The sequence below is a fragment of the Streptacidiphilus sp. MAP12-33 genome (genome assembly GCF_041261265.1).
Lineage (GTDB): Bacteria > Actinomycetota > Actinomycetes > Streptomycetales > Streptomycetaceae > Streptacidiphilus.
The window spans coordinates 95,468-119,525 of record NZ_JBGCCA010000021.1; the positions used below are offsets into that span (position 1 = coordinate 95,468).

At 71.9% G+C, this 24,058-nt stretch carries 24 protein-coding genes; 11 read left to right on the forward strand and 13 right to left on the reverse strand.

Going from position 1 to position 24,058, the window contains the following annotated elements; all coding sequences use genetic code 11:
* Positions 1-2: 2 nt before the first annotated feature.
* The 3 genes from ABH931_RS21485 to ABH931_RS21495 all read right to left on the reverse strand — a co-directional run bounded on the left by ABH931_RS21485 (position 3) and on the right by ABH931_RS21495 (position 3,230).
* Complete coding sequence (locus ABH931_RS21485) at positions 3-998, reverse strand: carbohydrate ABC transporter permease (RefSeq protein ID WP_370115619.1); 996 nt, start codon at positions 996-998, stop codon at positions 3-5.
* On the reverse strand, positions 982-2,301 hold the full coding sequence (locus ABH931_RS21490) for an ABC transporter substrate-binding protein (protein WP_370115621.1): 1,320 nt from the start codon (positions 2,299-2,301) through the stop codon (positions 982-984). The genes ABH931_RS21485 and ABH931_RS21490 overlap by 17 nt, the downstream gene beginning before the upstream one ends.
* Before the next feature lie 281 nt (positions 2,302-2,582).
* On the reverse strand, positions 2,583-3,230 hold the full coding sequence (locus ABH931_RS21495; RefSeq protein ID WP_370115623.1) for a TetR/AcrR family transcriptional regulator: 648 nt from the start codon (positions 3,228-3,230) through the stop codon (positions 2,583-2,585).
* A gap of 161 nt (positions 3,231-3,391) precedes the next feature.
* On the opposite strand from ABH931_RS21495, the gene ABH931_RS21500 reads away from it, so the two are divergent.
* From ABH931_RS21500 to ABH931_RS21515, 4 genes are all read left to right on the forward strand, one after another.
* Positions 3,392-4,558 carry an acyl-CoA dehydrogenase family protein gene (locus tag ABH931_RS21500; RefSeq protein ID WP_370115625.1) on the forward strand — a complete coding sequence of 389 codons (1,167 nt, stop codon included), beginning with the start codon at positions 3,392-3,394 and terminating at the stop codon, positions 4,556-4,558.
* Between the two features lie 42 nt (positions 4,559-4,600).
* The gene (locus ABH931_RS21505) at positions 4,601-5,788 is read left to right on the forward strand and encodes an acetyl-CoA C-acyltransferase (protein WP_370115627.1); all 1,188 of its coding nucleotides are present in this window, start codon (positions 4,601-4,603) and stop codon (positions 5,786-5,788) included.
* Positions 5,789-5,930: 142 nt separating this feature from the next.
* Positions 5,931-6,689: a beta-ketoacyl-ACP reductase gene (locus tag ABH931_RS21510; protein ID WP_370115629.1), complete on the forward strand. Its 759-nt coding sequence runs from the start codon at positions 5,931-5,933 to the stop codon at positions 6,687-6,689.
* The gene (locus ABH931_RS21515) at positions 6,686-8,236 is read left to right on the forward strand and encodes a long-chain fatty acid--CoA ligase (protein WP_370115631.1); all 1,551 of its coding nucleotides are present in this window, start codon (positions 6,686-6,688) and stop codon (positions 8,234-8,236) included. The genes ABH931_RS21510 and ABH931_RS21515 overlap by 4 nt, the downstream gene beginning before the upstream one ends.
* A 211-nt stretch (positions 8,237-8,447) precedes the next feature.
* Here ABH931_RS21515 and ABH931_RS21520 read toward each other — a convergent pair whose 3' ends face one another.
* Together ABH931_RS21520 and ABH931_RS21525 are read right to left on the reverse strand one after the other, a co-directional pair.
* The gene (locus ABH931_RS21520) at positions 8,448-8,645 is read right to left on the reverse strand and encodes a hypothetical protein (protein WP_370115633.1); all 198 of its coding nucleotides are present in this window, start codon (positions 8,643-8,645) and stop codon (positions 8,448-8,450) included.
* A gap of 292 nt (positions 8,646-8,937) precedes the next feature.
* Complete coding sequence (locus tag ABH931_RS21525; protein ID WP_370115634.1) at positions 8,938-9,636, reverse strand: SDR family oxidoreductase; 699 nt, start codon at positions 9,634-9,636, stop codon at positions 8,938-8,940.
* A 115-nt stretch (positions 9,637-9,751) separates the two neighbouring features.
* On the opposite strand from ABH931_RS21525, the gene ABH931_RS21530 reads away from it, so the two are divergent.
* On the forward strand, positions 9,752-9,970 hold the full coding sequence (locus ABH931_RS21530; protein ID WP_370115636.1) for a hypothetical protein: 219 nt from the start codon (positions 9,752-9,754) through the stop codon (positions 9,968-9,970).
* Here the strand turns inward: ABH931_RS21530 and ABH931_RS21535 are convergent.
* Positions 9,965-10,630 carry a hypothetical protein gene (locus ABH931_RS21535; protein WP_370115638.1) on the reverse strand — a complete coding sequence of 222 codons (666 nt, stop codon included), beginning with the start codon at positions 10,628-10,630 and terminating at the stop codon, positions 9,965-9,967. The two genes, ABH931_RS21530 and ABH931_RS21535, sit on opposite strands and share 6 nt — an antisense overlap.
* 25 nt (positions 10,631-10,655) lie before the next feature.
* Positions 10,656-10,898: a hypothetical protein gene (locus tag ABH931_RS21540; RefSeq protein WP_370115640.1), complete on the reverse strand. Its 243-nt coding sequence runs from the start codon at positions 10,896-10,898 to the stop codon at positions 10,656-10,658.
* 99 nt (positions 10,899-10,997) lie between these two features.
* On the opposite strand from ABH931_RS21540, the gene ABH931_RS21545 reads away from it, so the two are divergent.
* The 3 genes from ABH931_RS21545 to ABH931_RS21555 all read left to right on the forward strand — a co-directional run bounded on the left by ABH931_RS21545 (position 10,998) and on the right by ABH931_RS21555 (position 12,602).
* Positions 10,998-11,402 (forward strand): DUF732 domain-containing protein, encoded by a 405-nt coding sequence (locus ABH931_RS21545; protein ID WP_370115642.1) that lies wholly within the window; start codon positions 10,998-11,000, stop codon positions 11,400-11,402.
* Between the two features lie 154 nt (positions 11,403-11,556).
* On the forward strand, positions 11,557-12,126 hold the full coding sequence (locus tag ABH931_RS21550) for an isoprenylcysteine carboxylmethyltransferase family protein (RefSeq protein ID WP_370115644.1): 570 nt from the start codon (positions 11,557-11,559) through the stop codon (positions 12,124-12,126).
* 83 nt (positions 12,127-12,209) lie between these two features.
* Positions 12,210-12,602, forward strand: coding sequence for a hypothetical protein (locus tag ABH931_RS21555; protein ID WP_370115646.1), 393 nt, complete (start codon positions 12,210-12,212; stop codon positions 12,600-12,602).
* Between the two features lie 24 nt (positions 12,603-12,626).
* Here the strand turns inward: ABH931_RS21555 and ABH931_RS21560 are convergent, their stop codons facing one another.
* From ABH931_RS21560 to ABH931_RS21585, 6 genes are all read right to left on the reverse strand, one after another.
* Positions 12,627-13,178, reverse strand: a complete 552-nt coding sequence (locus tag ABH931_RS21560) for a GNAT family N-acetyltransferase (RefSeq protein WP_370115648.1) — start codon at positions 13,176-13,178, stop codon at positions 12,627-12,629.
* Between the two features lie 103 nt (positions 13,179-13,281).
* Positions 13,282-14,595, reverse strand: a complete 1,314-nt coding sequence (locus tag ABH931_RS21565) for a glycosyltransferase (protein ID WP_370115650.1) — start codon at positions 14,593-14,595, stop codon at positions 13,282-13,284.
* A gap of 252 nt (positions 14,596-14,847) precedes the next feature.
* The gene (locus ABH931_RS21570) at positions 14,848-15,135 is read right to left on the reverse strand and encodes a hypothetical protein (RefSeq protein WP_370115651.1); all 288 of its coding nucleotides are present in this window, start codon (positions 15,133-15,135) and stop codon (positions 14,848-14,850) included.
* A gap of 135 nt (positions 15,136-15,270) precedes the next feature.
* Positions 15,271-16,242, reverse strand: coding sequence for a prolyl aminopeptidase (gene pip / locus ABH931_RS21575; RefSeq protein ID WP_370115653.1), 972 nt, complete (start codon positions 16,240-16,242; stop codon positions 15,271-15,273).
* Between the two features lie 113 nt (positions 16,243-16,355).
* On the reverse strand, positions 16,356-17,237 hold the full coding sequence (locus tag ABH931_RS21580; protein ID WP_370115655.1) for an SGNH/GDSL hydrolase family protein: 882 nt from the start codon (positions 17,235-17,237) through the stop codon (positions 16,356-16,358).
* Positions 17,238-17,508: 271 nt separating this feature from the next.
* On the reverse strand, positions 17,509-19,575 hold the full coding sequence (locus tag ABH931_RS21585; RefSeq protein ID WP_370115657.1) for a phosphocholine-specific phospholipase C: 2,067 nt from the start codon (positions 19,573-19,575) through the stop codon (positions 17,509-17,511).
* Between the two features lie 237 nt (positions 19,576-19,812).
* Here ABH931_RS21585 and ABH931_RS21590 point away from each other — a divergent pair, with 237 nt between their 5' ends.
* From ABH931_RS21590 to ABH931_RS21600, 3 genes are all read left to right on the forward strand, one after another.
* Positions 19,813-20,640, forward strand: coding sequence for an aldo/keto reductase (locus ABH931_RS21590; RefSeq protein ID WP_370115659.1), 828 nt, complete (start codon positions 19,813-19,815; stop codon positions 20,638-20,640).
* Positions 20,641-20,874: 234 nt separating this feature from the next.
* Entirely contained in the window at positions 20,875-23,085 is a 2,211-nt protein-coding gene (locus ABH931_RS21595) for an alkaline phosphatase family protein (protein WP_370115661.1), read from the forward strand.
* A 135-nt stretch (positions 23,086-23,220) separates the two neighbouring features.
* The gene (locus tag ABH931_RS21600; protein ID WP_370115663.1) at positions 23,221-23,898 is read left to right on the forward strand and encodes a TNT domain-containing protein; all 678 of its coding nucleotides are present in this window, start codon (positions 23,221-23,223) and stop codon (positions 23,896-23,898) included.
* Positions 23,899-24,058 lie beyond the last annotated feature (160 nt).

Consider the following 24,058-nt stretch of genomic DNA (forward strand, 5'->3'; position numbering starts at 1 on the left):
GCTCACGACTTCTCCTCCCGCAGTTCGGTCATGCAGTAGGCGATGATGCAGCCCACCGAGATCAGCAGCAGCACGACCGCGATGGCGGAGCCGAAGCCGATCCGGCTCGCCTCGCCGATGATGTTGTCGGTGATCAGGACGCTGAGCAGCTCCAGGCCGTTGGTGCCGCCGTTGATGGCGTAGACGATGTCGAAGGCGCGCAGCGCCTCGATCACCGTGATGACGCCGACGATGATGTTGACCGGCCGCATCACCGGGAAGACGACGCGGAAGAAGGTCTGCCGGGCGCTGGCGCCGTCGATGGCGGCGGCCTCCTTGAGGGAGGGGTCCACGCCCTTGAGGCCGGCCAGGTAGAGCACCATGACGTAACCGGCGTGGCGCCAGCCCGCCATGACCAGCACGACCCAGATGTTGATGTGCGGGTCACCGATCCAGTCGACCGGGTGGCCGCCCTGTCCGGTGGTGCCGAGCACGGTGTTGACGATGCCGTCGTCGCGGGCGAAGAGCAGCTGCGAGATGAAGCCGATCACCGCGAGGGAGAGCACGACGGGCAGGTAGATGGCGCTCTGGTAGAAGCGGCTGAAGCGGATCTGGCGGTCCAGCAGGACCGCGAAGAGCAGGCCGAGCGGGGTGGCGACGAGTGCCAGGAAGCCGAGCCAGAGCAGGTTGTGCCAGATCGCGGTCGCGAACGGCGGGTAGTTGGTGAACAGTTCCTTGTAGTTGTCGACGCCGATGAACTTGGCCGAGCCGATGCCGTCCCAGTTGGTGAAGGACAGCCCGACCGAGGCGAGCGTGGTCGCCCACACCAGCACGAGCGTGAGCAGCAGCGGCAGGCCGAGCAGCACACCGATGACGAGGCGGTCGCGCGTGGTGAGCCGGCGGATCCGGCGGCGCCCGGCGCGCGGGCGCCGCCGCCCCTGGGTGGGGGCGGCGGCGGTCGCGACGGGTCCGGTCGGGCCGGTGTCCACGGCGGGTTCGAGGTCAGCCTTCGGTCGCATAGATGGCCGTCTTCTGCCGTTGGATGGAGGTGCACAGCCCGTCGATGTCGTTCGGGTTGTTGAGGAAGGTCTGCAGCGCCTGGATCATCACGGTGGAGACGAAGTCCGGGCGGCTGTCGCGGTCCATGAACTGCGAGATGCTCTTGGCCGTTCCGACGAGCTTGGCGCCGGACTGCTGCAGGGCGGTGTAACCGCTGGTGTCCACGGCCGAGTTGACGCCGAGCAGGGTCGGGTCGACGGACAGGTAGTCGTTCTCGGCCTTGGCGGTGGCGAGGAAGGTGAGCAGCTTCTTCGACGCGTCGGCGTTCTTGGCCTTGTGTGAGAGCAGGAAGCCGTCGATCGGCGCCTCCACCGCGTCCTGGCCGTTGGCCGGGTCGATGCTCGGGTAGGCGAAGAAGTCGAGGTCGGACACGTCCGAACCGAACTGCTGGCCCAGGAACATGCCGAGGGTCATCATGCCGGTCTTCTTCTGCTGCAGGGCCTGCGCGGACTCCTGCCAGGTGAGGCCGAGGGCGCCCTGCTGGTAGTAGGGCAGCAGTTCGCGCCAGGTGTCGAAGACCTTCTTGACCTTCGGGTCGGTCCAGTCCTCGTGGCCGGCCATCAGCGACTTGTGGAAGTCGTAGCCGTTGAGGCGCATGTTGATGTAGTCGAACGTCCCCATGGCCGGCCAGCCGTCCTTGTCCGAGAAGGAGATGGGGACGAGGCCGTCCTTCTGCATCTGCTTCGCGAGGGCGATGTACTGGTCCCAGGTGGTGGGGATCTGGTAGCCGTGCTGGGCGAAGACCGACTTCCGGTAGAACACGGCCCACGGGTAGTAGTAGAACGGCACGAAGTACTGCTTGCCGTCCAGGCCGGTGGACTGCGCCTTGATGGCGTCGGAGAAGCCGGTGAAGTTGGCCCAGATGTCGCTGATGTCGCTCAGCAGACCCTTCTGGGCGAAGTACTGCATGCGGTAACCGGCGAACCAGCCGAACACGTCGTCCGGGTTGCCCTGCAGGTACCGGTTGATGTTCTGCTGGAACGAGTTGTGGTCGACCGTGTTGGTCTTGACCGTGTAGCCCTGGCTCTTCTGGAAGTCGTCGATCGCCTTCGCGACGCCCTTCTTCGGCACCGGGTCGGACCAGTTGGAGCCGAAGGTGACGGTCTTGCCGCCACTGCCTCCTGCTCCGCCGCCGCTGGCGCAGGCGGCGAGGACCGAGGGAAGCGTGACCGCCCCTGCGCCGATCGCGGCGGCGCGCAGGACCGACCGTCTGGTGGGGCTTATCGGGGTGGTGCGGTGGTCGTGCGGTCCGGGCGTTGCCATTGTCCCCTCCCGTGGGGTGCAAGTGCCGTACGTGGAACGCTAATGAACACACAAACGAACGTGAGCGTTCAGATACCACCAACAGCTTGACGCCCTGTCAAGGTCCCGGACAGCACAAACTTGCAGCCCAGCACGGGGTTTTCCGAGCCCTGCGCGGCGGCTCCGGAGGGACGCACACGAAAGCGCTTATGAGCGGGCCTTTGCGAGGTTGTTGGAAGATGTTGATTCGCGGGCGGGCCCGGTAACGATTTGAACTCGCGCGCGACGCCGCCGCGTCGCGGTCACTTCGGCGTGGCCGCACCCGCGCCCAGGCGGGCGTAGCGGGACTCCAGGCCTAGCAGCACGGTGTCCAGGCCGAGTTCGAACGCGCCCTCGTCGACCGCGCGCTGACGGTCCGCCAGCAGGTGGGCCTGGCCGAGGTGGGGGTACTGCTCGGTGTACAGGCCCGCGTCGTCGACGAAGCCTCCGGCGAAGGAGCCCAGCGCCGAGCCGAAGACGAGGTAGCGCATCAGGGCGCCGATACGGGTCGCCTCGCCGGTGGGCCAGCCCGCGTCGACCAGGGCGCCGAAGACCGCGTCGGCCAGGCGCAGCGCGTTGGGTCGGCGGCCCGGGCCGGTGGCGAGGGCGGGGACGAGGTTGGGGTGGGCCGCGAGCGCCGCGCGGTAGGAGCGGGCCCAGGCACGCAACGCGTCCGGCCACGGGTCGCGGCCGAGCATGTCCAGGCGCACCTCGCCCACCACGGCGTCGACGACGGCGTCGAGCAGTGCGTCCTTGGTGGCGAAGTGGTGGTAGAGCGAGGGGCCGCTCACGCCGAGACCGGCGGCGAGGCGGCGGGTGGAGAGCGCGTCCAGGCCCTCGGTGTCGACCAGGCGCAACGCGGCCTCGACGATCCGCTCGTGGCTGAGCAGCGGGTTGCGCGGTCTGGCCATCGGGCTCCGACCCTCCTCACCTGGTTCGTCCTGTCGCACGCGTGTCCGGCGACACACTTCCCCAAGCCTGCCGTACGGGGTTACGGTCTAAAAACTTGCAGTGCTAGTTTAACTGCCGTCAGCGACCACCTCAGGGGCTGTGTCATGGAGGAGCAAACGCCGTGAATCTGGAGCTCAGCGAAGAGCAGGCCGCTGTCCGCGAGCTGGCCGCCGATTTCGTCAACCGCGAGATCGTCCCGCACGCCACCGCCTGGGACCGCGCCGAGGAGGTCGACCGGGGCATCGTGAAGAAGCTCGGGGCGCTGGGCTTCCTGGGCCTGACCATCCCCGAGGAGTACGGCGGCTCCGGCGGCGACCACCTCGCCTACGTCCTGGTCACCGAGGAGCTGGGCCGCGGCGACTCCTCCGTGCGCGGGCTGCTGTCGGTCTCACTGGGCCTGGTCGCCAAGTCGATCAACCACTGGGGCACCGAGGAGCAGAAGCAGCAGTGGCTGCCGCGCCTGTGCGCCGGCGAGGCGCTCGGTTGCTTCGCGCTCACCGAGCCGGGCACCGGATCCGACGCCGGCAACCTGACCACCCGCGCCGTGCGCGACGGGGACTCGTGGGTGATCAACGGCGCGAAGATGTTCATCACCAACGGCACCTGGGCCGAGGTGGCGCTCGTCTTCGCCCGCACCGGCGAGCCGGGCAACGAGGAGCAGGCCGGTCACAAGGGCGTCAGCGCCTTCCTGGTGCCGACCGACACCCCCGGCCTGACCCGCACCACCGTCCACGGCAAGCTCGGCCTGCGCGGCCAGCCCACCGCCGAGCTGGCCTTCGAGGACGTGCGCGTGCCCGCCTCCGCGATGCTCGGCCCCGAGGGCAAGGGCTTCAACGTCGCCATGTCGGCGCTGGCCAAGGGCCGGATGTCGGTCGCGGCCGGCTGCGTCGGCATCATCGCCGCCTCGCTCGACGCGGCCGTCGCCTACGCCACCCAGCGCGAGCAGTTCGGCAAGCCGATCGCCGCGCACCAGCTGGTCCAGGAGATGCTCGCCGACATCAAGGTCGAGCTCGACGCCGCCCGCCTGCTGGTCTGGCGGGTCGCCGACCTGATCGAGCGCGGGCTGCCGTTCCAGACGGAGTCCTCCGTCGCCAAGCTCTACGCCTCCGAGGCGGCCGTCAAGGCCGCCAACACCGCCCTGCAGGTCTTCGGCGGCTACGGGTTCATCGACGAGTACCCCGTGGGCAAGTACGTCCGCGACGCCCGCGTGATGACCTTGTACGAGGGCACCAGCCAGATCCAGAAGCTGCTCATCGGCCGCGCCCTGACCGGCGTCAACGCGTTCTGAACCAACGAACCCTCCTCCACCCGATCACCCAGGAGCCCGACGATGCGCCCTGTGTACTTCGCCGCCGCCAAGCGGACCCCCATCGGCCGCCTGCGCGGCGCGCTGTCCGGGGTCCGCCCCGACGACCTCGCGGCCACCGCGCTGCGTGGCGTGCTGGACACCCTGCCCGGCCTGGATCCGGCCCGGATCGACGACGTCTACTGGGGCGCGGCGAACCAGGCCGGCGAGGACAACCGCAACATCGCGCGGATGGCGGTGCTGCTGGCCGGTCTGCCGGAGACCGTGCCCGGCGCCACGCTGAACCGCCTGTGCGCCTCCGGCCTGGAGGCCGTCACCACCGCCGCGCGCGCCATCGCCGCCGGGGAGATGGACATCGTGGTCGCGGGCGGCTCGGAGTCGATGAGCAGGGCACCGTTCGTGCTGCCGCGCGCGGAGGACCGGCTGCCGCACGGCCAGGAGATCTTCGACACCAAGCTGGGCTGGCGCATGGTCAACCCGCGGATGAAGGAGCTGCACGGGCTGCTCTCCATGGGCGAGACCGCCGAGGAGGTCGCCGCCCGCTACGGGGTCGGCCGCGAGGACCAGGACGCGTTCGCGTTCCGCTCCCACCAGGCCGCCGCGGCCGCGCGCAAGGACGGCCTCTTCGACGCCGAGACCGTGCCGGTGACGCTGGGGGACGGCAGCGTCGTCACCCAGGACGAGTCGATCCGCCCCGACACCAGCCTGGAGAAGCTCGCGACGCTGAAGCCGGTCTTCCGCGCGGGCGGGACGGTGACGGCCGGCAACGCCTCGCCGATGAACGACGGCGCGGCGGCGCTGGTGCTGTGCAGCGAGGAGGCGCTGGCGTCGCTGGGCCTGGAGCCGCTGGGCCGCTACGTCGGCGGAGCGAGCGCGGGCGTGCACCCGGACGTCATGGGCATCGGCCCGGTCCCGGCGGTGCGACGGGTGCTGGCGCGCACCGGCCGCACGCTTGGATCGGTGCAGACGGCCGAGTTCAACGAGGCCTTCGCCGCGCAGGCGCTGGCCTGCGTGCGCGAGCTGGGCATCGACCCGGAGCTGGTGAACCCGCAGGGCGGCGCGATCGCGATCGGCCACCCGCTGGGCGCCTCCGGCGCGCGCATCCTCACCACCCTGCTGCACCGCATGGCCCGCACCGGCGACAGCCGTGGTCTGGCCACCATGTGCGTGGGCGTCGGCCAGGGCACCGCCGTCCTCGTCGACCGCGACTGAGCTCGATCCCGATCCCGTTCCCCTCCACTTCCCCCTCCCCTTCCGCTTTCCGCTGACCCGTCATGCCGTGCGACCCCGCCGATCCGGGGTCGCACGGCCGGGAAACCTCGCTGACCGCACCCGTTGTTGAGGAGTCACCCGCATGAGCCGCTTCACCGACCGCGTCGCCGTCGTCACCGGCGCAGCCCAGGGCATCGGCGCCGCCACCGCGCTGCGCCTGGCCGAGGAGGGCGCGAGCGTCGCCGTCGTCGACCTGACCGCCGAACGCGCGCAGGCCACCGTCGACGCGATCACCGCCAAGGGCGGCAGCGCCCGCGCCTACGGCTGCGACGTCACGGACTACGAGGCCGTCGACGCCACCTTCGCGGCGATCGCCGACGACTTCGGGGCGATCCACATCCTGGTCAACAACGCCGGCATCACCCGGGACAACCTGTTCTTCAAGATGCCGAAGGCCGACTGGGACGCCGTCATCACGGTCAACCTGAGCAGCGTCTACAACTGCTCGCACGTGGTGCAGAAGTACATGTGCGCGCAGAAGTACGGCAAGATCGTCTCGCTGTCGTCGCGCTCGGCGCTGGGTAACCGCGGCCAGGCCAACTACGCGGCGGCCAAGGCCGGCATCCAGGGCTTCACCGCGACGCTCGCGATCGAGCTCGGCCCGTTCAACGTCAACGTCAACGCCGTCGCCCCGGGCTACATCGCCACCTCGATGACCGCCGCCACCGCCGAGCGCGTCGGCGCCTCCGCCGAGGACCACCAGGCGGAGGTCGCCGGGCGCACGCCGCTGCGCCGCGTCGGCCAGCCCGAGGACATCGCGGCGGTCGTCGCCTTCCTCGCCTCCGAGGACGCCTCCTACGTCAGCGGCCAGACCCTGTACGTCAACGGCGGCGCCCGGTGACCGCACTCTCCCTCGCCTCCGTCCTGGCGGAGAACGCACGGCGGCGGCCCGAAAAGCTCGCGCTGGTGGAGGGCGAGACCCGGCTGACCTTCGGTGAACTGTGGCGGCAGTCGCTGGCGCAGGCCGCGGCGCTGGTCAAGCTCGGTGTCAAGCCCGGCGACCGCGTCGCCCTGATGGCGCCGAACGTGACCGAGTTCCCCCGCGCGTACTACGCGATCCTCGCGGCGGGCGGCGTGGTCGTCCCGGTCCACCTGCTGCTGACCGGCGAAGAGGTCGCCTACGTCCTGCGCGACTCCGACGCGACGCTGCTGGTCGCCCACGTGGCGAACGCCGCGGTAGCGGCGGGCGCGGCGGCCGAGACCGGCGTTCCGCTGGTCGCCATGGGTCCGGCCGTCGCCGAGGTCCCGGGCGCGCTGGGCCGGCTGGAGGACTTCGCGGACGCCGAGGGCACGCAGCCGCTGACGCACTTCGTCTCACGCGAGGCCGACGATCCGGCCGTCGTCTTCTACACCAGCGGCACGACGGGGCAGCCGAAGGGCGCGGTGCTGTCGCACCTGAACCTGGTGATGAACGCGACCGTCAACGCCTTCGACGCCAACCACGTCGAGCCCAGCGACGTCGTGCTGGGCTCACTGCCGCTGTTCCACACCTTCGGGCAGACCGTCAGCATGAACTCCACCTGGCGTGCGGGCGCGGCACTGGTCCTGCTGCCGCGCTTCCAAGCCGGACAGGCGATCGAGCTGATGCTGCGGGAGGGCGTCAACACCTTCCACGGCGTGCCGACCATGTACATCGCGCTGCTGGAGGCCGCCAAGGGCAGCGACGGCCCGCTGCCGCGCCTGCGCCTGTGCATCTCCGGCGGCGCGTCGCTGCCGGTCCCGGTGCTGGAGCGGTTCAACGCGGCGTTCGAGGCGAACGTCTTCGAGGGCTACGGCCTGTCGGAGACCTCCCCGACCGCCTCGGTGAACCAGCCCGACCTCGGCACGCGCGCCGGCACCGTCGGCCACCCCGTGTGGGGCGTCGACGTGGAGATCGCGCGGGCGGAGATCGAGGAGTCGGTCGAGCTGCTGCCGGTGGGCGAGCTGGGCGAGGTGGTCGTGCGCGGCCACAACGTCTTCCAGGGCTACCTGGGCCGCCCCGAGGCGACCGCGCAGGCCCTGGTCGACGGCTGGTTCCGCACCGGCGACCTCGGCGTCAAGGACGCCGACGGCTTCGTCTCGATCGTGGACCGCAAGAAGGACATCGTCATCCGCGGCGGCTTCAACGTCTACCCGCGCGAGGTCGAGGAGGCGCTGCTGCGCCACCCGGCCATCGCGGAGGCGGCCGTCATCGGCCTCCCGGACGACACCCACGGCGAGGAGGTCTGCGCGGTCCTGGTCCTGGACCCGTCCTACGCCCCCGCGCCGTCCGCGCAGGACGTCATCGACTGGTCCAAGGAGCACCTGGCCAAGCACAAGTACCCGCGCCGGGTGGAGTTCACCGACTCCTACCCACTGGGACCGAGCCACAAGGTCCTCAAGCGCGAACTGCGCGCCCGCTACCGCTGACCCCCGCGCCCGCGGTCCGGCGCGCTCGTCGCCCGGGCCGCGGCGGCGGTCGTCTCTCCGCTGCCCGCCACGACCGACACCGACACGAAGCCACCGCCGTCACGGACCGCGGTCACGCCGGCGGGACTGTGCGTCGCCGACCACGGAGCCAGTCGTAGACCGCAACTCCGAGGCCGCCTGAAACACCCCCAACGACGACCACGCCCACGCGCTATGCGGCGGTCTTGGCGTCGACACGGACCACGGTGGCGACGTGCACGGCCGCGCGGAGGCTCTCCGCCGCGTGGCGTGCCTCCGCCTCGCTGCGGAGCCCCGCCAGGGTGAACAGCAGGGTGTCCGTGTCCTCGCGGAAGAGCGTGAGCGTCCAGTTCCGCGGCCCCGCGTGGGCGAGTGCGAAGACGAGTTTCATGCGCGACCCCGCTCCTCACTGAGGTCTCCTGCCTCCAGCGTGCGGCGGAACGGGCGGCTCGGCATCTCGGGGCGGTTCGGTCAGCCTCGCCGGTGGTGTGCCGATCCACGTGACCCGGCGGTGGCCGGCATGATCCGCTGGAGGCAGCGGGAGACGAACCCGCCCCCGCTTCCCGCCTCGCGCGCGTACAGGCCGGCGACCGTCGATGACGAGGCTGCCTCCAGGCGGACCGCTACAGACCCACGTCTTCACCACCCGCGAGCCCGGCGACGATCGGCGATTCGTCGTGAGATCAACCGACCTGGCCGGCCGGTCGCACGACGAGCTGGTTGACCTCCACGCCTTCGGGTTGGCTGACGGCGAAGAGGATCGCCTCGGCGATCTGCTCGGCGGTCAGCGTCGGAGCCGCCTGCGGGCTTCCACCGCGCTCGTCCCAGAACGGGGTGTCCACGACACCCGGGGCGACAAGGGTGACGCCCACGCCGTCCTGGGTCACCAGGAGCCGGACGTTCTCCGCCAGGGCGTGTGCGGCCCACTTGGTGACGGAGTAGAGGTTGCCCGGCGTGTTCCTGGTGCCCGCGACCGAACCGACGATCACGATCCGGCCCTTGGACGCCCTCAGGTGCGGCAGCGTCTCGCGGACCAGCAGAGCCGGGCCGAGGACGTTGGTGAGGATCATGCCGCGCATGGCCTGGGGGTCGTGGTCCTCCAGGGTGCCGGGCAGCGAGAAGCCGGCGTTGGCGATCACCGTGTCCAGTCGGCCCCACCGGTCCACGACCTTGCTCACGGCGGAGGCGACATCAGCCTCGTCGGCGGCATCACCGCTGAGGGTGAGCAGCCGCTCCCCCGCTGCGGTGGAGGTGGCGAACGCGGCGAGTCGATCAGCGTCGCGGCCGGTGACGGCCACGTGGTGACCTCGCTTGAGCAGGGCACGGGCGGTGGCCGCACCGATGCCGCTCGAGCCGCCGGTGATCAACGTGACGGGCTCCATGGGACGGTCTCCTCGTTCACAGCGGTGTCGGCAACGCGCCCGACGCCAGGCGCCAGGTGTCGGTGAGCACGGGTGTGGTGCAGGCAATCGAGATTCCGGAGCCTACAGTTCGCTCATGTCACTGCGTGCGAAGAAGTGGGCCATCGCCATCGCGTTCATGCTGGGCGCGGTCCTTTGTGTGGGCCTCTTCGGTTCGGGTCTCGCGGCGCTGGCCGGTTGGCACGCGAGCTGGATGGTGCCGTTGGGCCTGGCCCCGTGGTTGTTGATCGTCGGGCGGATGGTCGCGGAGTGGGTCTGCGGCGCACGCCGTCACGGCGGGAAGAGCCCGTCATGACGAGGTCGCGCTCGTCGGCGAGCTGACCGCGGACCCGTCGGAGGCCTGGGAGTCGAACGTGATCACGGGTGTTCCGGCGTTCCGTGCGAGGAAGTGCAGCAGGTTGGCGAAGCCGCGCGCGTCGTCGATCGCCTTGTGTGTGTGCTCCACGTCGCCGAGCCAGTGCGAGGGCAGCTCCGGTGCGGGGAGGTCTGCGGGCGGTCGGCCGGTCAACGCCGCCGTGTAGGACCGCAGACACAGGGCCGGCCCGTGAAACAGGCGATCCGATTCGTACGGGCCCTGGTGCAGCCCGTAGGAGGTGAACCGGCGCAGGTAGTAGTCGATCCACACGCCGTCGAACGACAAGGGTGCCGCGGCGAACGCCCGCCGCCCCGGCAGCGCCTGGACCCACTCGACATACCTGCGCATGACGTCGACAACGGGCTCCGGATCGGTGGTCGCGGCCGCCCAGGTGCCCGGCTCGGAATCGAACCACTCCTTCGTGCGCGGGTTCGGCGCCGAGCCCGGGAGGGGTTTGAGCACGGCCTCGAACTCACCGAAGGTCCGCCCGTCCATCGTCGTGGCGACCGACGCGAACGAACGCATGGAGTTCGGGCCCGCCCACGGACCGTCGACCTCGATGTCGGTCACCACGTAGGTCCACTCGCTCTGCTCCGTCATGCGGTGACCGTACCGCCACCGGACATCAGGCACGCTCGTCCCAGATTTCCGGGCCGCCGCCGAACCACTCGACGACGCCGGGTTGGTCGAGCAGCTCGGGGTCCATGCCGCACCGGACCATGAGGGCCTTCACGTCCTCCGTGCCGTAGGCGCGGCCGACCTCCAGGCCGAAGAAGTCGACCTGCCGGTAGTGCTGGCCGGCGGCGTCGGTGTGGGGGCGGTGGACCACGATGCGGGAGTCGTTTTGCCCTGCCGAGAAGATGCTCACGGTCTCAGGGTGGGCGCGCGGCTGGATGATCGCATCCGGTGACCGGCCTGGGCGTAAAGGCTTCGCCAGGAGGGCGGACCCGCCGTACAGTTGCGCGCTGTGAAGCCGAGAACGATCATCGTCGCCGCCGGTGCCGCACTGACGGTCCTCGCCGCCGGCACGGGCTGTGGCGACGCGGCGCCCGCCCCCGCCGTGCCGAGCCGCGCGCCGGTGGCCCTGCCGTCCGTCCCCGCCGTGACGGTCTCGGCGTACCTGCGGGCCCTCCAGGACGGGTCCACCGACGCGGGGAGCGACCACCGGCTCGTGCCCGGCCACACCCCGCAACCGGTCCTGCTCGCGGCCGGACGGGACGCGTGCACCGGGTTCCATCGTCGCGGGAACGCGGGCGACGCGTGGGCGCTGCTGGAGCAGAAGGGGTGGTCCCAGGACGACGCCATGTCGATCTCGATGGCCGCGGCGATCTCGCGCCTGTGCGACGCGCTGCACCTGGGCCCCGGCGCGTAGGAGCGGAGTCCGGTTCGTCCGGTGGCCGGCCGTCCCGGGTGCTCCACCCGGGGGTGGAGGGCGGTGGGTCCACCCGGGGTTGGGTGCGTTCGGGGCGGTGCTCGGGGACCGTGGAGGCAGGTGCCGTGGTCGTCGAGTGTGGGGAGCGTTTTCCATGGAGCTGACCGGACTGCTGTCCGTGCTGGGCATCCTGAGCTGGGTGGGTTACGAACTCGTCCTGCGGCGGCGGGAGGACGCCGACGCGGCGAGCTGGCAGGCGGACCGGCGGGATCGGGGGTCGACGCGGCTGCTGATCTCGGCCTATGTGGCCGCGGTGGTGGTGAACGTGGTCTTCGGAGCCGCCTCGGTCGGGATGGTGCCGACGGCCGTGCGGTGGTGCGGTGTCGTCGTGCTGGTCGGTGGGCTCGCGCTGCGGGCGTGGGGGATGCGGACCCTGGCCGGCTACTACACGAGGACGCTGCGCACCGTCGAGGACCAGCGGGTGGTGCAGGAGGGACCGTACCGGGTGATCCGTCACCCCGGGTACTGCGGGAGCCTGATGGTCTGGATCGGCTACTCCCTCGGCCTGGGCAGCTGGCCCGCGACGGTGGTCGTCGCGGCGCTGCTCGCCACCGCCTACGTGTGGCGGATCGGCGCCGAGGAGCGGCTGCTGCTCTCCGCGTTCGGGCCCGCGTACGCCGACTACCGGGTGCGGACCAAGCGCCTGATCCCCTTCGTCTACTGATGAGCGACGGTTGAGTAGCCGACCGTCGCGGGCTGAGTAGCGCAGCGGATAACCCGGCGCGCCGCGCTCGCCACACTCGGACCATGACGAGCGCACCCTGGATCCGCCCCGCGGCCCCCGAGCCGGTCAAGGGGACCTTCACCCGGATCGTGCTGCCCATCGGTCTGGTGCTCACGGTCGGGGCCGGGTGCCTGGCCTGGTTCGTGGCGGCGATGATGCCGCTGGTCTGTTACGGCGACCGGGACATCCCGGAGGCCTTCAGCCGCCATTTCGACCACTACTTCCAGGAGTCGACAGGAGTCGCGGCCGCTGTCGTGCTCGTGCTGCTGGCGGCGTCCCTGGTACTCGGGCGGCTGCCGCGCGGGTCGGCACGGGTGCTGGGATCGGTGTGCCTCGCGGTCGCGATCGTGGCGCCGTGGGTGTGGATGGTCCTCAGCTACTCGCAGGCACGGCACTGGGCGAGCCTCGCTCCCTGAACCTGACCCTGGAGCCGAGCCCGGTCACCACGGGTCGCCGTCGCGCCAGTCGCAGGTGAGCTCGTCGGTGAGGTCGAGCGGCGCCGTTCCCGGCAGGACGAAGACGCAGTCGTCCGCCTCCGGGGTGCGCACGACGCCGCGGGTGGGGGTGAGCGCGGAGGTGGGGCCGTGCCAGGGCTGCCAGCCGAGCGCGCGGTAGAAGGGCAGGCCCTCGTCGGAGGAGGCGAGGGCGCCGAACTCGTGGGCACGGGAGATGAGGCGGGCGGCCTCCCGCATCACGGCGGCGCCGTGACCGTGGCGTCGCAGCGGCGGTTCCACCGCCACGCCTTCGACGTAGCCGACGCGCCAGGCCCGTCCCCGGTGCAGCAGGCGTCGCTGGACGACGGCCGCGTGGGCGACGACGAGGCCGTCTGCTCGCTGCACCAGGACGTGGAGTCCGCCGAGGCAGTGCTCCCAGTCGTCCTCCGTCATGTCGTCGAAGGCGCGGTACAGCAGGGCTCGTGCGGCGAGGAGGTCGTCCGGGTCCAGGTCGGCGGTGTGGGCGACACGAAGGCGGGCCGGGCGGGCATCGGTCATGGCTCCAGCATGCGCCCGGGGTCGGTTCCCGGCCGGGAACCGACCCGGCGCAGCCGCCGCGCCGGAACCGCCGCGCCAGAGTGGCGGGCGGCCCCGGCGTGGCTCAGGCCCGCCGGGCGAGTGAGGCGAAGCGGGAGGTGACGCGGCCGAGGGCGCGGCGTGGTGCCTGCCGGGCGCGGTGCTCGCGGGCGAGGTCGGCGACGACGTGGGCCGCCTGACGGTGTGCGGGCAGGGGGTCCAGGTGGACGCGGCCGCGGGCGGCCTGGGTGGTGAGCGCGTCGGCGAGGGCCTGCGGGTCCCGGGGCCAGGGCGCGAGCCCGGCGGCGGCGAGGGTGGCGGCGTTGGCGCGTCCGTGGCCGGAGATGACCTCGTAGCTGACCGCCGGGAGGCCCGCGACGAGGGCCTCGGTGAAGGAGAGGCCGCCCGCGTTGTGCACCAGCACGTCCGCTGCGCCCATCAGGGCCGGCACGTCGGTGCGCCAGCCCAGGGCGACGACGCCGGGGAGGGCGGCGAGCCGGCGGCGCAGCCGGTCGTTGCGGCCGCACAGGACGACGGGGGTCGCGCCCTCGACCGCGCGCAGCGCGTCGACGCTCGCCGTGACGTCGCCCAGGCCCATCGACCCGGTGACCAGGAGGACCATCAACCGGTCCTCCTCCACGCCGAGTTCGGCGCGGAGCGCGGCGCGATCGGACGCGGGGAGCGGGACGGCGAAGCGCTCCGGGGTGAGCGGTCCGGCCGCCGCCATGGGGACGCCGTAGCGCGCGGTGCCCTCGGCGGCGGTCGCCTCGGTGACGGTCAGGTGGACGCCGATCCGGGGGTGCAGCCAGAGGCGGTGCGGGGCTGGGTCGGTGAGGTAGCAGACGGTCGGGGCGTGGAGGGCGCCGTCCTCGGTGAGCATGCCGAGGCTCTGGGCGGCGAAGGGGAAGGTGGTGACGACCACGTCCCAGCCCTCGTCCGTCCAGCGGCCGAGTTCGCGGGTGGCGAGCCGGCACAGGTGGAGCGTGAGGGAGCGCACCACCGAGTCGTGCTCCTCGTTCTGGAAGAGCCACTCGAAGAAGCGCGGCAGCCTGCCCGCGCTGAACTCGTAGCCGTCCTGCAGCAGACGGCGGTAACGGCGCGGGAGGGTGTCGAGGAAGTCGCGGCAGCTGACGTCCAGGCCCAGCGCGGTCAGTCGGCGGGTCAGTTCGTCGGCGGCGCCGTTGTGCCCGGCGCCGACGCTGCCGGTGACCACGAGGGCGCGCAGTGGCCGGTCGGACGTGCCGGGGTGGGCGTCGCAGCTCTCGCCGCCGGCGCGAGCCCGGCCCGTCCGGGTGGGCTGCGCGGGGATGCCCGGGGGGATCCCCGGACGGGTGCGCAGGGGCGGGCGCGCCGGGGTGGGCGGGGCGGCGGTTGGCGAGGGGGGCTGCAGAGCCTGCATGGTTCTTCCGCTCGACGATGACGCCCCGGCGGGACTTCCGGGGCGTCGACCTGATGGGTCCGGGAGGGGAGGCAGGACGTGGACGACACCCGTGGTCCGGGTTCCGCGTCACGTCTCGCGCCGTACCCTAGGCGAGATCCGGAGGGGCTCCCTCCTGATTCGGGTGAGCGTCGAACGGCCAGTCGGTGAACTCGTGACGTCGTGCGGCGCGACACCCTCACGCCGCGCCGCACGACGGGATCGGGGCGCCGGTCAGCCGGCGAAGAGGTCCCAGATGCCGTTGCCGCCCTCGGACTGGCAGACGTAGGCGGTCCACCAGCCGTTGTAGACGCCGTAGGCACCGTTGGCGTCACAGTCGAAGTAGCTTGCGTAGCTCCCCCGGTAGATCAGGTCGCCGGGGGCGTCGGGCACGAGGATCTGCCAGCCGACCGCACGGGCGGCGGGCGCGCCCGTCGCGGCGGAGGCCGGTGCGGCGGCGACGGTGAGCGCGGCGAGGGCGGCGAGGACGACCGCGAGCAGACGCTTGGCGCGGAGCTTCATGGGGACTCCCTTGCAGGGTTGATTACTTTCCGCGCTCATGACATTACTCAGCGCAATGGTCCGTGCACAGACAAGACACGCGCAACCACTCCGTCGAGTGGCGGCGCGCGCTCCGGGATCGGACCTGTCAGTCCGTCAGTTCCCGGGCTCCGGTGCTCCGTAGCGGGCCAGGGCGGCGAGGACGGCCTGTTCCATGGTGGGGCTGCCGGTGTGGCCGGAGTCGTCGATGACCTGCAGCTCGGCGTCGGGCCAGGCCCGGGCGAGTTCCCAGGCGGTGCGGAGCGGGCTGCCGAGGTCGAGACGGCCGTGGATCAGGATGCCCGGGATGCCGGCCAGGCGGTGGGCGCCGGTGAGGAGTTCGCCGTCCTCCAGCCACGCGTCGTGGGAGAAGTAGTGGGCGCACATCCGGGCGAAGGCGACCAGGTCGCGATCCGCCTTGGCGCTGTACGAACCCGGACTGCCGAGGACCTCGTGGGAGATGACCGCGTCCTCCCAGGCGCACCAGTCGACGGCGGCCTTCATCCGGACGGCCTCGTCGGGATCGCCGAGCAGTCGGCTGTAGGCGGCCGGCAGGTCCCCGTCGCGATCCTCGGGCGGCAGCGCGTCGCGGAAGGCGGCCCAGGGGCCGGGCAGGAACCGGCCGACGCCCCGGTAGAGCCAGTCGGTCTCATCGGGCCTGGTCATGGTGACGCCGCAGATCACGATCTCGGAGACCCGGTCCGGGTACCGCTCGGCGTAGGCGAGGATCAGCGTCGAGCCCCAGGAGCCGCCGTGCAGCAGCCACCGCTCGATGCCGAGGTGCTCGCGCAGGCGCTCCATGTCGGCGATCAGGTGGTGGGTGGTGTTCTGCTCCATCGAGGTGTCCGGGTCGGCCGCGTGCGGCAGGCTCTCACCGCAGCCGCGCTGGTCGAACAGGACCACCCGGTAGACCTCCGGGTCGAACCACCGCGCCTTGCCACGGCGTCCCCCGCTGCCCGGCCCGCCGTGGACGACCAGGGCGGGCTTGCCGTCGGGCCGGCCGCTGACCTGCCAGTGGATCCGCTGGCCGTCGCCGACGTCGAGCAGGCCCCGGTCGTAGGGCTCGATGGGCGAGAACAGGTCGGCCATGGCGGGCTCCTCCTCGGTGGGTCGCCGACGCGGTCGGGTCGGCGAACCCACGGGAGGACAGACGCGGTGGCGGCCCTGGGCGAGCGGTTTACCCGGCCGAGGCCGCCCAGCGCTCAGCCGAGGCCGAGGGTCGCGGCGGTCTGGTCGGCCATCGCCTGCTCGCCCGTCGCGTTGGGGTGCACGGGGACGTAGTTGGTGCCGAACAGGATCGGCTCGATCCACCGGGTGCCGACCGGCTCGCAGGCGTCGTGCCCGTTGGAGACGGCGGACATGTCGACGTAGGTCACGCCGTTGTCGGCCGCGGCACGCTGGATCGCCGCGCTGAGGTGGCTCTCCAGGTCGCGCAGGTAGGGGATGTCGCCGGAGGCGATCGGCATCTTGGCGTAGCAGCCGGAGACCGCCTGGGCGGGGACGATCCACGGGTAGCCGAGGATGGCGATCCGCGCGTTCGGGGCCTTGGCCTTGACGGCCGCGAGGGTCGCGTCCAGGGACGCGTAGGTGGTGGTGTCGATCGTGTTGTCGAAGGTGGAGCCGTAGATGCTCTGGCAGGGGTGCCCGAAGCCGAGCGTGGCGATACCGGCCGAGCCACAGGCGAGGATCGCGTCGATGAAGGTGTTGCTGTCGTTGCCGCCGATGGTCATGGTGACCAGGTTCGTGCCGTCGTTCAGCGCGTCGAGCTGCGGGGCCACGCCGGGATACTGGGAGCCGCTGTAGTCCTGCGTCTTGGCGCCGCCGCAGGTGACGTCGTCGAGGTCGAGGCCGAGTCTGTTCGCCAGGTCGTGGGGGTAGTTCAGGGACGAGCGGGCGCACTCGAGCGGCGCGCTCAGGTCGAGCGGCAGGATGCCCGAGCCGGCACTGTAACTGTCGCCGAGCGCGACGTAGTTGACCGACGAGTCGGCCTGGGCCTGCGCCGGGAGCGCCAGTACGGCACCCGCGACGGCACTGACGGCGGCGACGGCCGCGGCGAGGCGACGCGAACGGGGGGTGAGCGACATGCGGGGTCTCCTTGAACCGGGGGTGGGGCCGTGACAGGAGAAAACGCCGCGACGCCCGGTCGTCCGGCCGGTGTCGCGCACGTTTCCGCTAAGTTACTGGCCGGGAAGTTACCCACTGGTTCTGCAGAGAGCAAGAGTCCTGACGCGATTCATGACACGCCGTCCGCCCGAACGGCGGAACGCCGTCACCGGAACGCCGCGAGGCCCCGGCGAACCGCCGGGGCCTCGCGCGCCGGACGCGCCGGACGCGTCGCTCGCGTCCGATGGAGTGTCAGCTGCGGCCGATCGCCGGGTCGCTCGTGGTGGCGTGGCCGGTCTCGACATGGCCGGCCAGACGGCGCAGGGCCGAGGGGTGCTGCTCGGTCAGGACGGATATGTCGTACCAGCCCGAGGTGCGGCCGGTGTCGATGGAGTACTCCACCTTCGCACCCGGGCGCAGCTGCACCGTCGCACCGTGCCGACTGCCGTAGGCGTCGACCAGCACCGCGCGCAGCGGGGTGCCGGCGTGGTTGGTCAGCGTCAGCCGCAGGTGGCCCGAGGCACCCTCGTGGCGCGCCGTCACCTCGATGCCGCGGTCGCTCGGCTCGCCCCGGAACTGGCGCAGGAAGCCCGACGGGCCGTGCACGGTCAGCTCGTACGGGCCGGAGGCGGGCGCGGTCCAGGTGTGCGACAGGCTGCGGCCGGACTCGACAGTGAAGCTCCACGGGCCGTCGGTGCGCGTGGTGGAGGTGACCAGGAACTGCGCGCCCGCGCGCCCGTGGCCGGCGAAGGCGAGCGTCAGCGCGCCCTGCGCGTCCACCGAGCCGTCGACGGAGAGGTCGTAGGGCAGCGGGCGGGCCGGACGGGTGCCGGGCTCCTGTGTCGGCAGCGCCGGATTGGCGGGCGGGGTGGGCACGTAGTCGGGGTGGCGGTTGGCGTCCTTGGGCACGTACGCGGCCGTGGAGGGCAGCGCCGGGGTGCCCGTGCGGTGGTGGCGGAAGTCGAACGCGGTCGTCAGGTCGCCACAGACCGCGCGACGCCAGGGCGAGATGTTGGGCTCGTGGACACCGAAGCGCTGCTCGATGAACTGGATGATCGAGGTGTGGTCGAAGGTCTGCGAGCAGACGTAACCGCCGGTGCTCCACGGCGAGACGACCAGCATCGGCACGCGCGGCCCGAGCCCGTAGGGACCGGTGACAGAGCCGCCGCCCGCGGTGTACAGCTCCTGGCTGATGTCGGCCGTCGAGGCGCCCTGCGCGGCGCTCTCGGGCGCGAACGGCGGGACGACGTGGTCGAAGAAGCCGTCGTTCTCGTCGTAGGTGATCAGCAGCGCGGTGCGGCTCCACACCTCCGGGTCGGCCGTCAGCGCGTCGAGCACCTGGGAGAGGTACCAGGCACCGTAGTTGACGGGCCAGTTGGGGTGCTCGGTAAAGGCCTCGGGCGCGACGATCCAGGAGACCTTGGGCAGGTTGCCGGCCTTGACGTCGGCGCGCAGCACGTCGAAGAAGCCGTCGCCCGCGCTCGCGTTGGTGCCGGTACGGGCCTTGTCGTAGAGCGGGTCGCCGGGCTTGGCGTTGCGGTACTGGTCGAAGTAGAGCAGCGAGTTGTCGCCGTAGTTGCCGATGTAGGCGTCGCTGGTCCAGCCCCAGTAGCCGGGTCCGTCCAGGCCGGTGCCGACGTCCTGGTAGATCTTCCAGGAGACCCCGGCCGCCTCCAGGCGCTCGGGGTAGGTGGTCCAGGCGTACCCGGCCTCGGCGTTGGAGATGACCGGGCCGCCGCCCTTGCCGTCGTTGCCGGTGTAGCCCGTCCACATGTAGTAGCGGTTCGGGTCGGTGGGGCCCAGCAGCGAGCAGTGGTAGGCGTCGCAGACCGTGAAGGCGTCCGCGAGGGCGAAGTGGAAGGGGATGTCGTCACGGGTCAGGTGCGCCATGGACGTCGCGCTCTTGGTGGGCACCCACTGGTCGTAACGGCCGTGGTTGAGCGCACCGTGCGTGGAGTTCCAGTCGTGCGGGAGGTCCTCGAGGAACTGCAGGCCCATGTCGGGCGCGTCCGGGTGGAACGGCAGCACGTCCTTGCCGCCGGCGGCGCCGCCGTCGTTCTGGTACCAGACGGCCTTGCCGGAGGGAAGCGTCACCGGGTGGGGGTCGCCGAAGCCGCGCACGCCGCGCAGGGTGCCGAAGTAGTGGTCGAAGGACCGGTTCTCCTGCATCAGCACGACGATGTGGTCGACATCGCGCAGGCTGCCGGTGGTGCGGTTCGCGGGGATGCTCGCGGCGCGCGCGATGCTCTGCGAGAGCGCGGTGGCGGCCGCGGTTCCACCTGCGAGCTGGAGGAATCGGCGGCGGTTGAGCGAGGACATGTCGGCTCCGGTGGGTTGGCGCGTCCGGCTTCGGGTCCGGGCGGATCACCAACCTGTCTGGACAAGTTCGTGCCGCCCCGGAGGATTGTTCACAGTCGAGCCGTAACGGTTCAAGACCGCGTGGGGACCGAAAGACGAAGCCCTGGCGAACGACCGGTGGGTAAGGTGACGGCTCGGCGGACGGCTCGGCGGCGCGGCAGTGCCAGGGCGCCGGAGCGCGCTGGCAGACTGGTCGTCATGCAGACGATCACCCTGAACAACGGTCTGACCATGCCCCAGCTGGGCTTCGGCGTCTGGCAGGTACCGGACGCGGAGGCCCGTGTCGTCGTCGCGGAGGCGCTGCGCGCCGGGTACCGGAGCATCGACACCGCCGCGATCTACGGCAACGAGGCGGGCGTCGGCCTCGCCCTGCGCGACGGCGGAGTGCCGCGCGAGGACCTGTTCGTCACCACCAAGCTGTGGAACACCGAGCACGCACACGACGACGCGCTGCGCGCCTTCGACGCGAGCCTCGAGCGCCTCGGGCTCGACTACGTCGACCTGTACCTGATCCACTGGCCGGTCCCCTCCCGGGACCACTACGTCGACGCCTGGCGGGCGCTGGAGAAGATCGCCGCCGAGGGCCGGGCCAAGGCGGTCGGGGTGTCGAACTTCAACGCCAAGCACCTGGAGCGGCTCTTCGCCGAGACCGGCCTGGTTCCCGCGGTCAACCAGGTGGAGCTGCACCCGTACTTCCCGCAGACCGAGCTGCGCGCCCTGCATGCCCGGCACGGGATCGCCACGGAGGCGTGGAGCCCACTCGGTCAGGGACGCGGCCTGCTGGAGGACTCCTCACTCGTCGCGATCGGCGCCAAGCACGGCAAGACCGCCGCGCAGGTGGTGCTGCGCTGGCACCTCCAGCTGGGCAACCTCGTCATCCCCAAGTCGGTGACCCCGGAGCGGATCCGGCAGAACATCGACGTCTTCGACTTCGCCCTCGACGCGGAGGACCTCGCGGCCATCGCCACCCTGGACCGCGGCGGCCGGATCGGCCCCGACCCGGACACCTTCGATTGGATGGGCTGACCGGGCCGAGGGCCGGTCTCCCTGCGGGGCACGTCCCCTGCGTTTACGAAGAGTTCGCCGCCCGGGCGCGCCCCGGCCGCCCGCGGCGACCCTTCGCACCGTCATGATGCCCAATCGCGAGGCGAGTTCCCCGTCCTCGCGGCGCGGGACGGCTCCCACGTCGCGCACGTCGCACGTTCCCTGCACAGGACAGCACGGCACGGCATCCGACGGCACGGAAGGGAATCGATACCCATGCCCGCTGCGAAAGCGCGCACCTGGTCCCTGGCGGCCCTGTGCGCCACCGGCGCGGTGGTCGCCGGGCTGCTGCAGGCGCCGCAGGCGTCCGCGCACGGCCCCGCCCAGGCTCCGCACGCGCCCGGCGCACCGCACTACGACCACGTGTTCGTGGTCGTCGAGGAGAACCACGGCTACACCGACGTGATCGGCAACCCCGCAGCGCCCAACCTCAACGCGCTCGCGGCGACCTACGGCTCAGCGACGAACTACAGCGCCGTCACCCACCCCAGCGAGCCCAACTACGTGGCCATGCTGGGCGGCAGCACCTTCGGCGTGCAGGACGACAACCCGTACTACGTCAACAGCGTCGGCGCGCCCAGCCTGATCACCGAGCTGGACCGGGCGCACGTCGGCTGGAAGGCGTACCTTCAGGACCTGCCGCACCCCGGCTACCAGGGCATCTGCTACCCCGCCAACTGCAACGGCTCCCCCGACAAGGACCCGCTGTACGTCTCCAAGCACAACGGGATCACCAACTTCACCTCCTCGTGGAACGCCGCAGACCGCGCCGGGCAGGTCCCACTGGACCAGCTGACGCGGGACCTGAGCAGCGGTCACGTGCCGGCCTTCGGCTACGTGATCCCGAGCGAGTGCCAGGACCAGCACGGTGACCCGCCGTTCTGCATCGACTCCGGCACCACCGGCGGCTCCGACCCGCAGGACCAGCGGCTGGTCGCCCAGGGCGACGCGGAACTGGGCAGCCTCGTCGCGCAGATCACCGGCGCCTCGTTCTGGGCGCGCGGGAACAACGCCATCGACATCGTCTACGACGAGGGCGACGACAACGGCGGCGCGGGCGGCGGGCGGACGGTGGACGTGGTCGTCACCAGCCACGGCCCCCGGCACGTCCAGGACCCGACGGCGTACAGCCACTACTCGCTGCTGCGCACCCTTCAGGACGACTTCGGCGTGGCCTGCCTCCAGCACTCCTGCGACGCCTCCACCGCCGCGATGGCGCCGCTGTTCGCGGTGGCCGGCGCGGGCTCCCCCGCGCAGGCGTTCCGGTCGCGGCCGGTCCCGGCGTACGCGACTCCCTCGCCGCTTCCCACCGAGCCGGTGACGATGACGACGGACACCGCGTCCGGCGGCGGCTGGACCGAGCAGCCCGCGCCGATGCTGGGCACCACGGACAACTCCTTCGGGGCCGTCGCCGCCGTGTCACCGACGGACGTCTGGGCGGTCGGCAACTTCATGCCCGACACCTCCGGCAGCAACCAGGACGCCACCTTGAACAAGGCGGCGCACTTCGACGGGTCCCGCTGGACCTCCACGCCGATCGGCGACGTCGGCCCGAACTTCGACACGCTCTTCGGCGTCGCCGCCGTCCCCGGGCACGCCTGGGCGGTCGGCGTCGCGACGGACGGGCACTACCGCACCCACAGCCTGGTCCAGTCCTGGGACGGGCGCGCCTGGCAGCCCGTCACGCTGCCGACGCTCGGCTCCGTGCACGACACCCTCTATGCGGCGACCGCCGTCTCCGCGCACGACGTGTGGGCCGTCGGCGACCGCGAGAACGCGGACGGCTCCTTCGGCACGCTGGTCGAGCACGACGACGGGCGCGGCTGGTCGGTGGTGCGCGTGCCGGACCCGGGCAGCACGGGCGACCACCTCTACGGCGTGACCGCGCGCGGCGCGGACGACGTGTGGGCGGTCGGCCAGCGCGACGGCGCGAGCGGCGACACGCCGCTGGTCGAGCACTACGACGGGCACCGCTGGTCGGCGGTGGACGTCCCGGCCGCCGGGACGACGGGCGCGCTGCTGCAGGGCGTCGCGCTCGGCGCGGGCGGACAGGTGTGGGCGGTCGGCCAGAGCGACGACGCGCGGCACCGGGCGCGTCCGCTGGTGGTGCACTTCGACGGCCGCGGGTGGTCGGCGCGGCAGCCCGCCGGGCTGGGCTCGGGCTTCAGCAACGTGACCGGGGTGGCGGTCTCGCAGGGGGTGCCGTACCTGGTCGGCAGCTGGTACGACGCCGCGTCCGGCAACCAGACGCCGCTGGTGGCCGCGCTCGGCGCGGACGGCACCTGGCGCTCCGTCGGGGCGCCCGACCCGGGCGCCGGAGACACCGTCCTGGGCGGCGTCGCGGCCGCGCCGGACGGCGAGCTGTGGGCGGTCGGCTTCGCGAACGGCGCCAACGGGCGGATCCCGCTCGTGGAGCACCACTGCTGACGCGAGGGCGGACACCGCGCAGGTGGCGGGCGCGCGGCCCGAGCCGGGGGTTCACCGGCCGGGCCGCGCACTCTTTCGAGTGATCGCTCCTGGATTCGTGTGCGGATGGACGGGCAGGGCTGTTGGATCATTGACATGACGGTCGTTCAGAACATCGCGAAACTCGGCGCCGGCCTGGCCCTGCTCGCCGCGACCTGTGCCTTCACCGGCGCCCCGGCCACCGCCTCGGTGCCCACCACTCCCGACCACCATCCCAGCGACGTCTGCTCCGCCGCGCTCGAGAACGGCGACGCACGGCTCGGCCCGGCGCAGCTGCCCACCGCCGGCCCGGTCGGCCACGAGCTGCGCGGCTACCAGCGCACCGGCGGCGCCTCGACCGCGTCCTTCCTCGCCCAGTTCTGGGATCCGACGGCGAACGGCGGCAAGGGCGGCTGGCTCTACCCGCCGCAGAACGGCTACCTGCTCAAGCACGACGGCTCCCCCATCGAGACCCACCAGCACCTGGGCACCGGCCAGTCCCTGGACCGCTTCGGGAGCGAGTACGGCTCCTTCCTCGCCCCCGAGGGTGCGGCCTACTCCGCGCGCTCCATCCCGCCGCAGAGCCTGGTCAGCAGTCCGGCGGCAGGGTGCAACTACCACGCCTACAAGGTGCTCAAGCCGTTCACCGTGGACGGCGGCCCGGTCGCGCCCTGGTTCGACCAGCCCGGCCTGGGGTGGCAGTACCAGTTGGACCCCACCCTCGTGCCGGGGGCTCCGGCGCAGCTGAACGTGCTCTGGCTGGTGCAGAACGGCTTCCTGCAACGGCTGGTGTGACGAGCCGCGCCGGGGCTCCCTGAACGTCGCGCCTGACCGGCCGGGCCGGGTCCGGTCAGGCGCCGCTCCCCGGCCCCCCGGCTCCGAGTGCTCGGGAGGCCCGGAAGGCCCGGCACAGCGAAATCCGCTGGTCCCCGTGGGCCGGGGTTGGTACGAATGG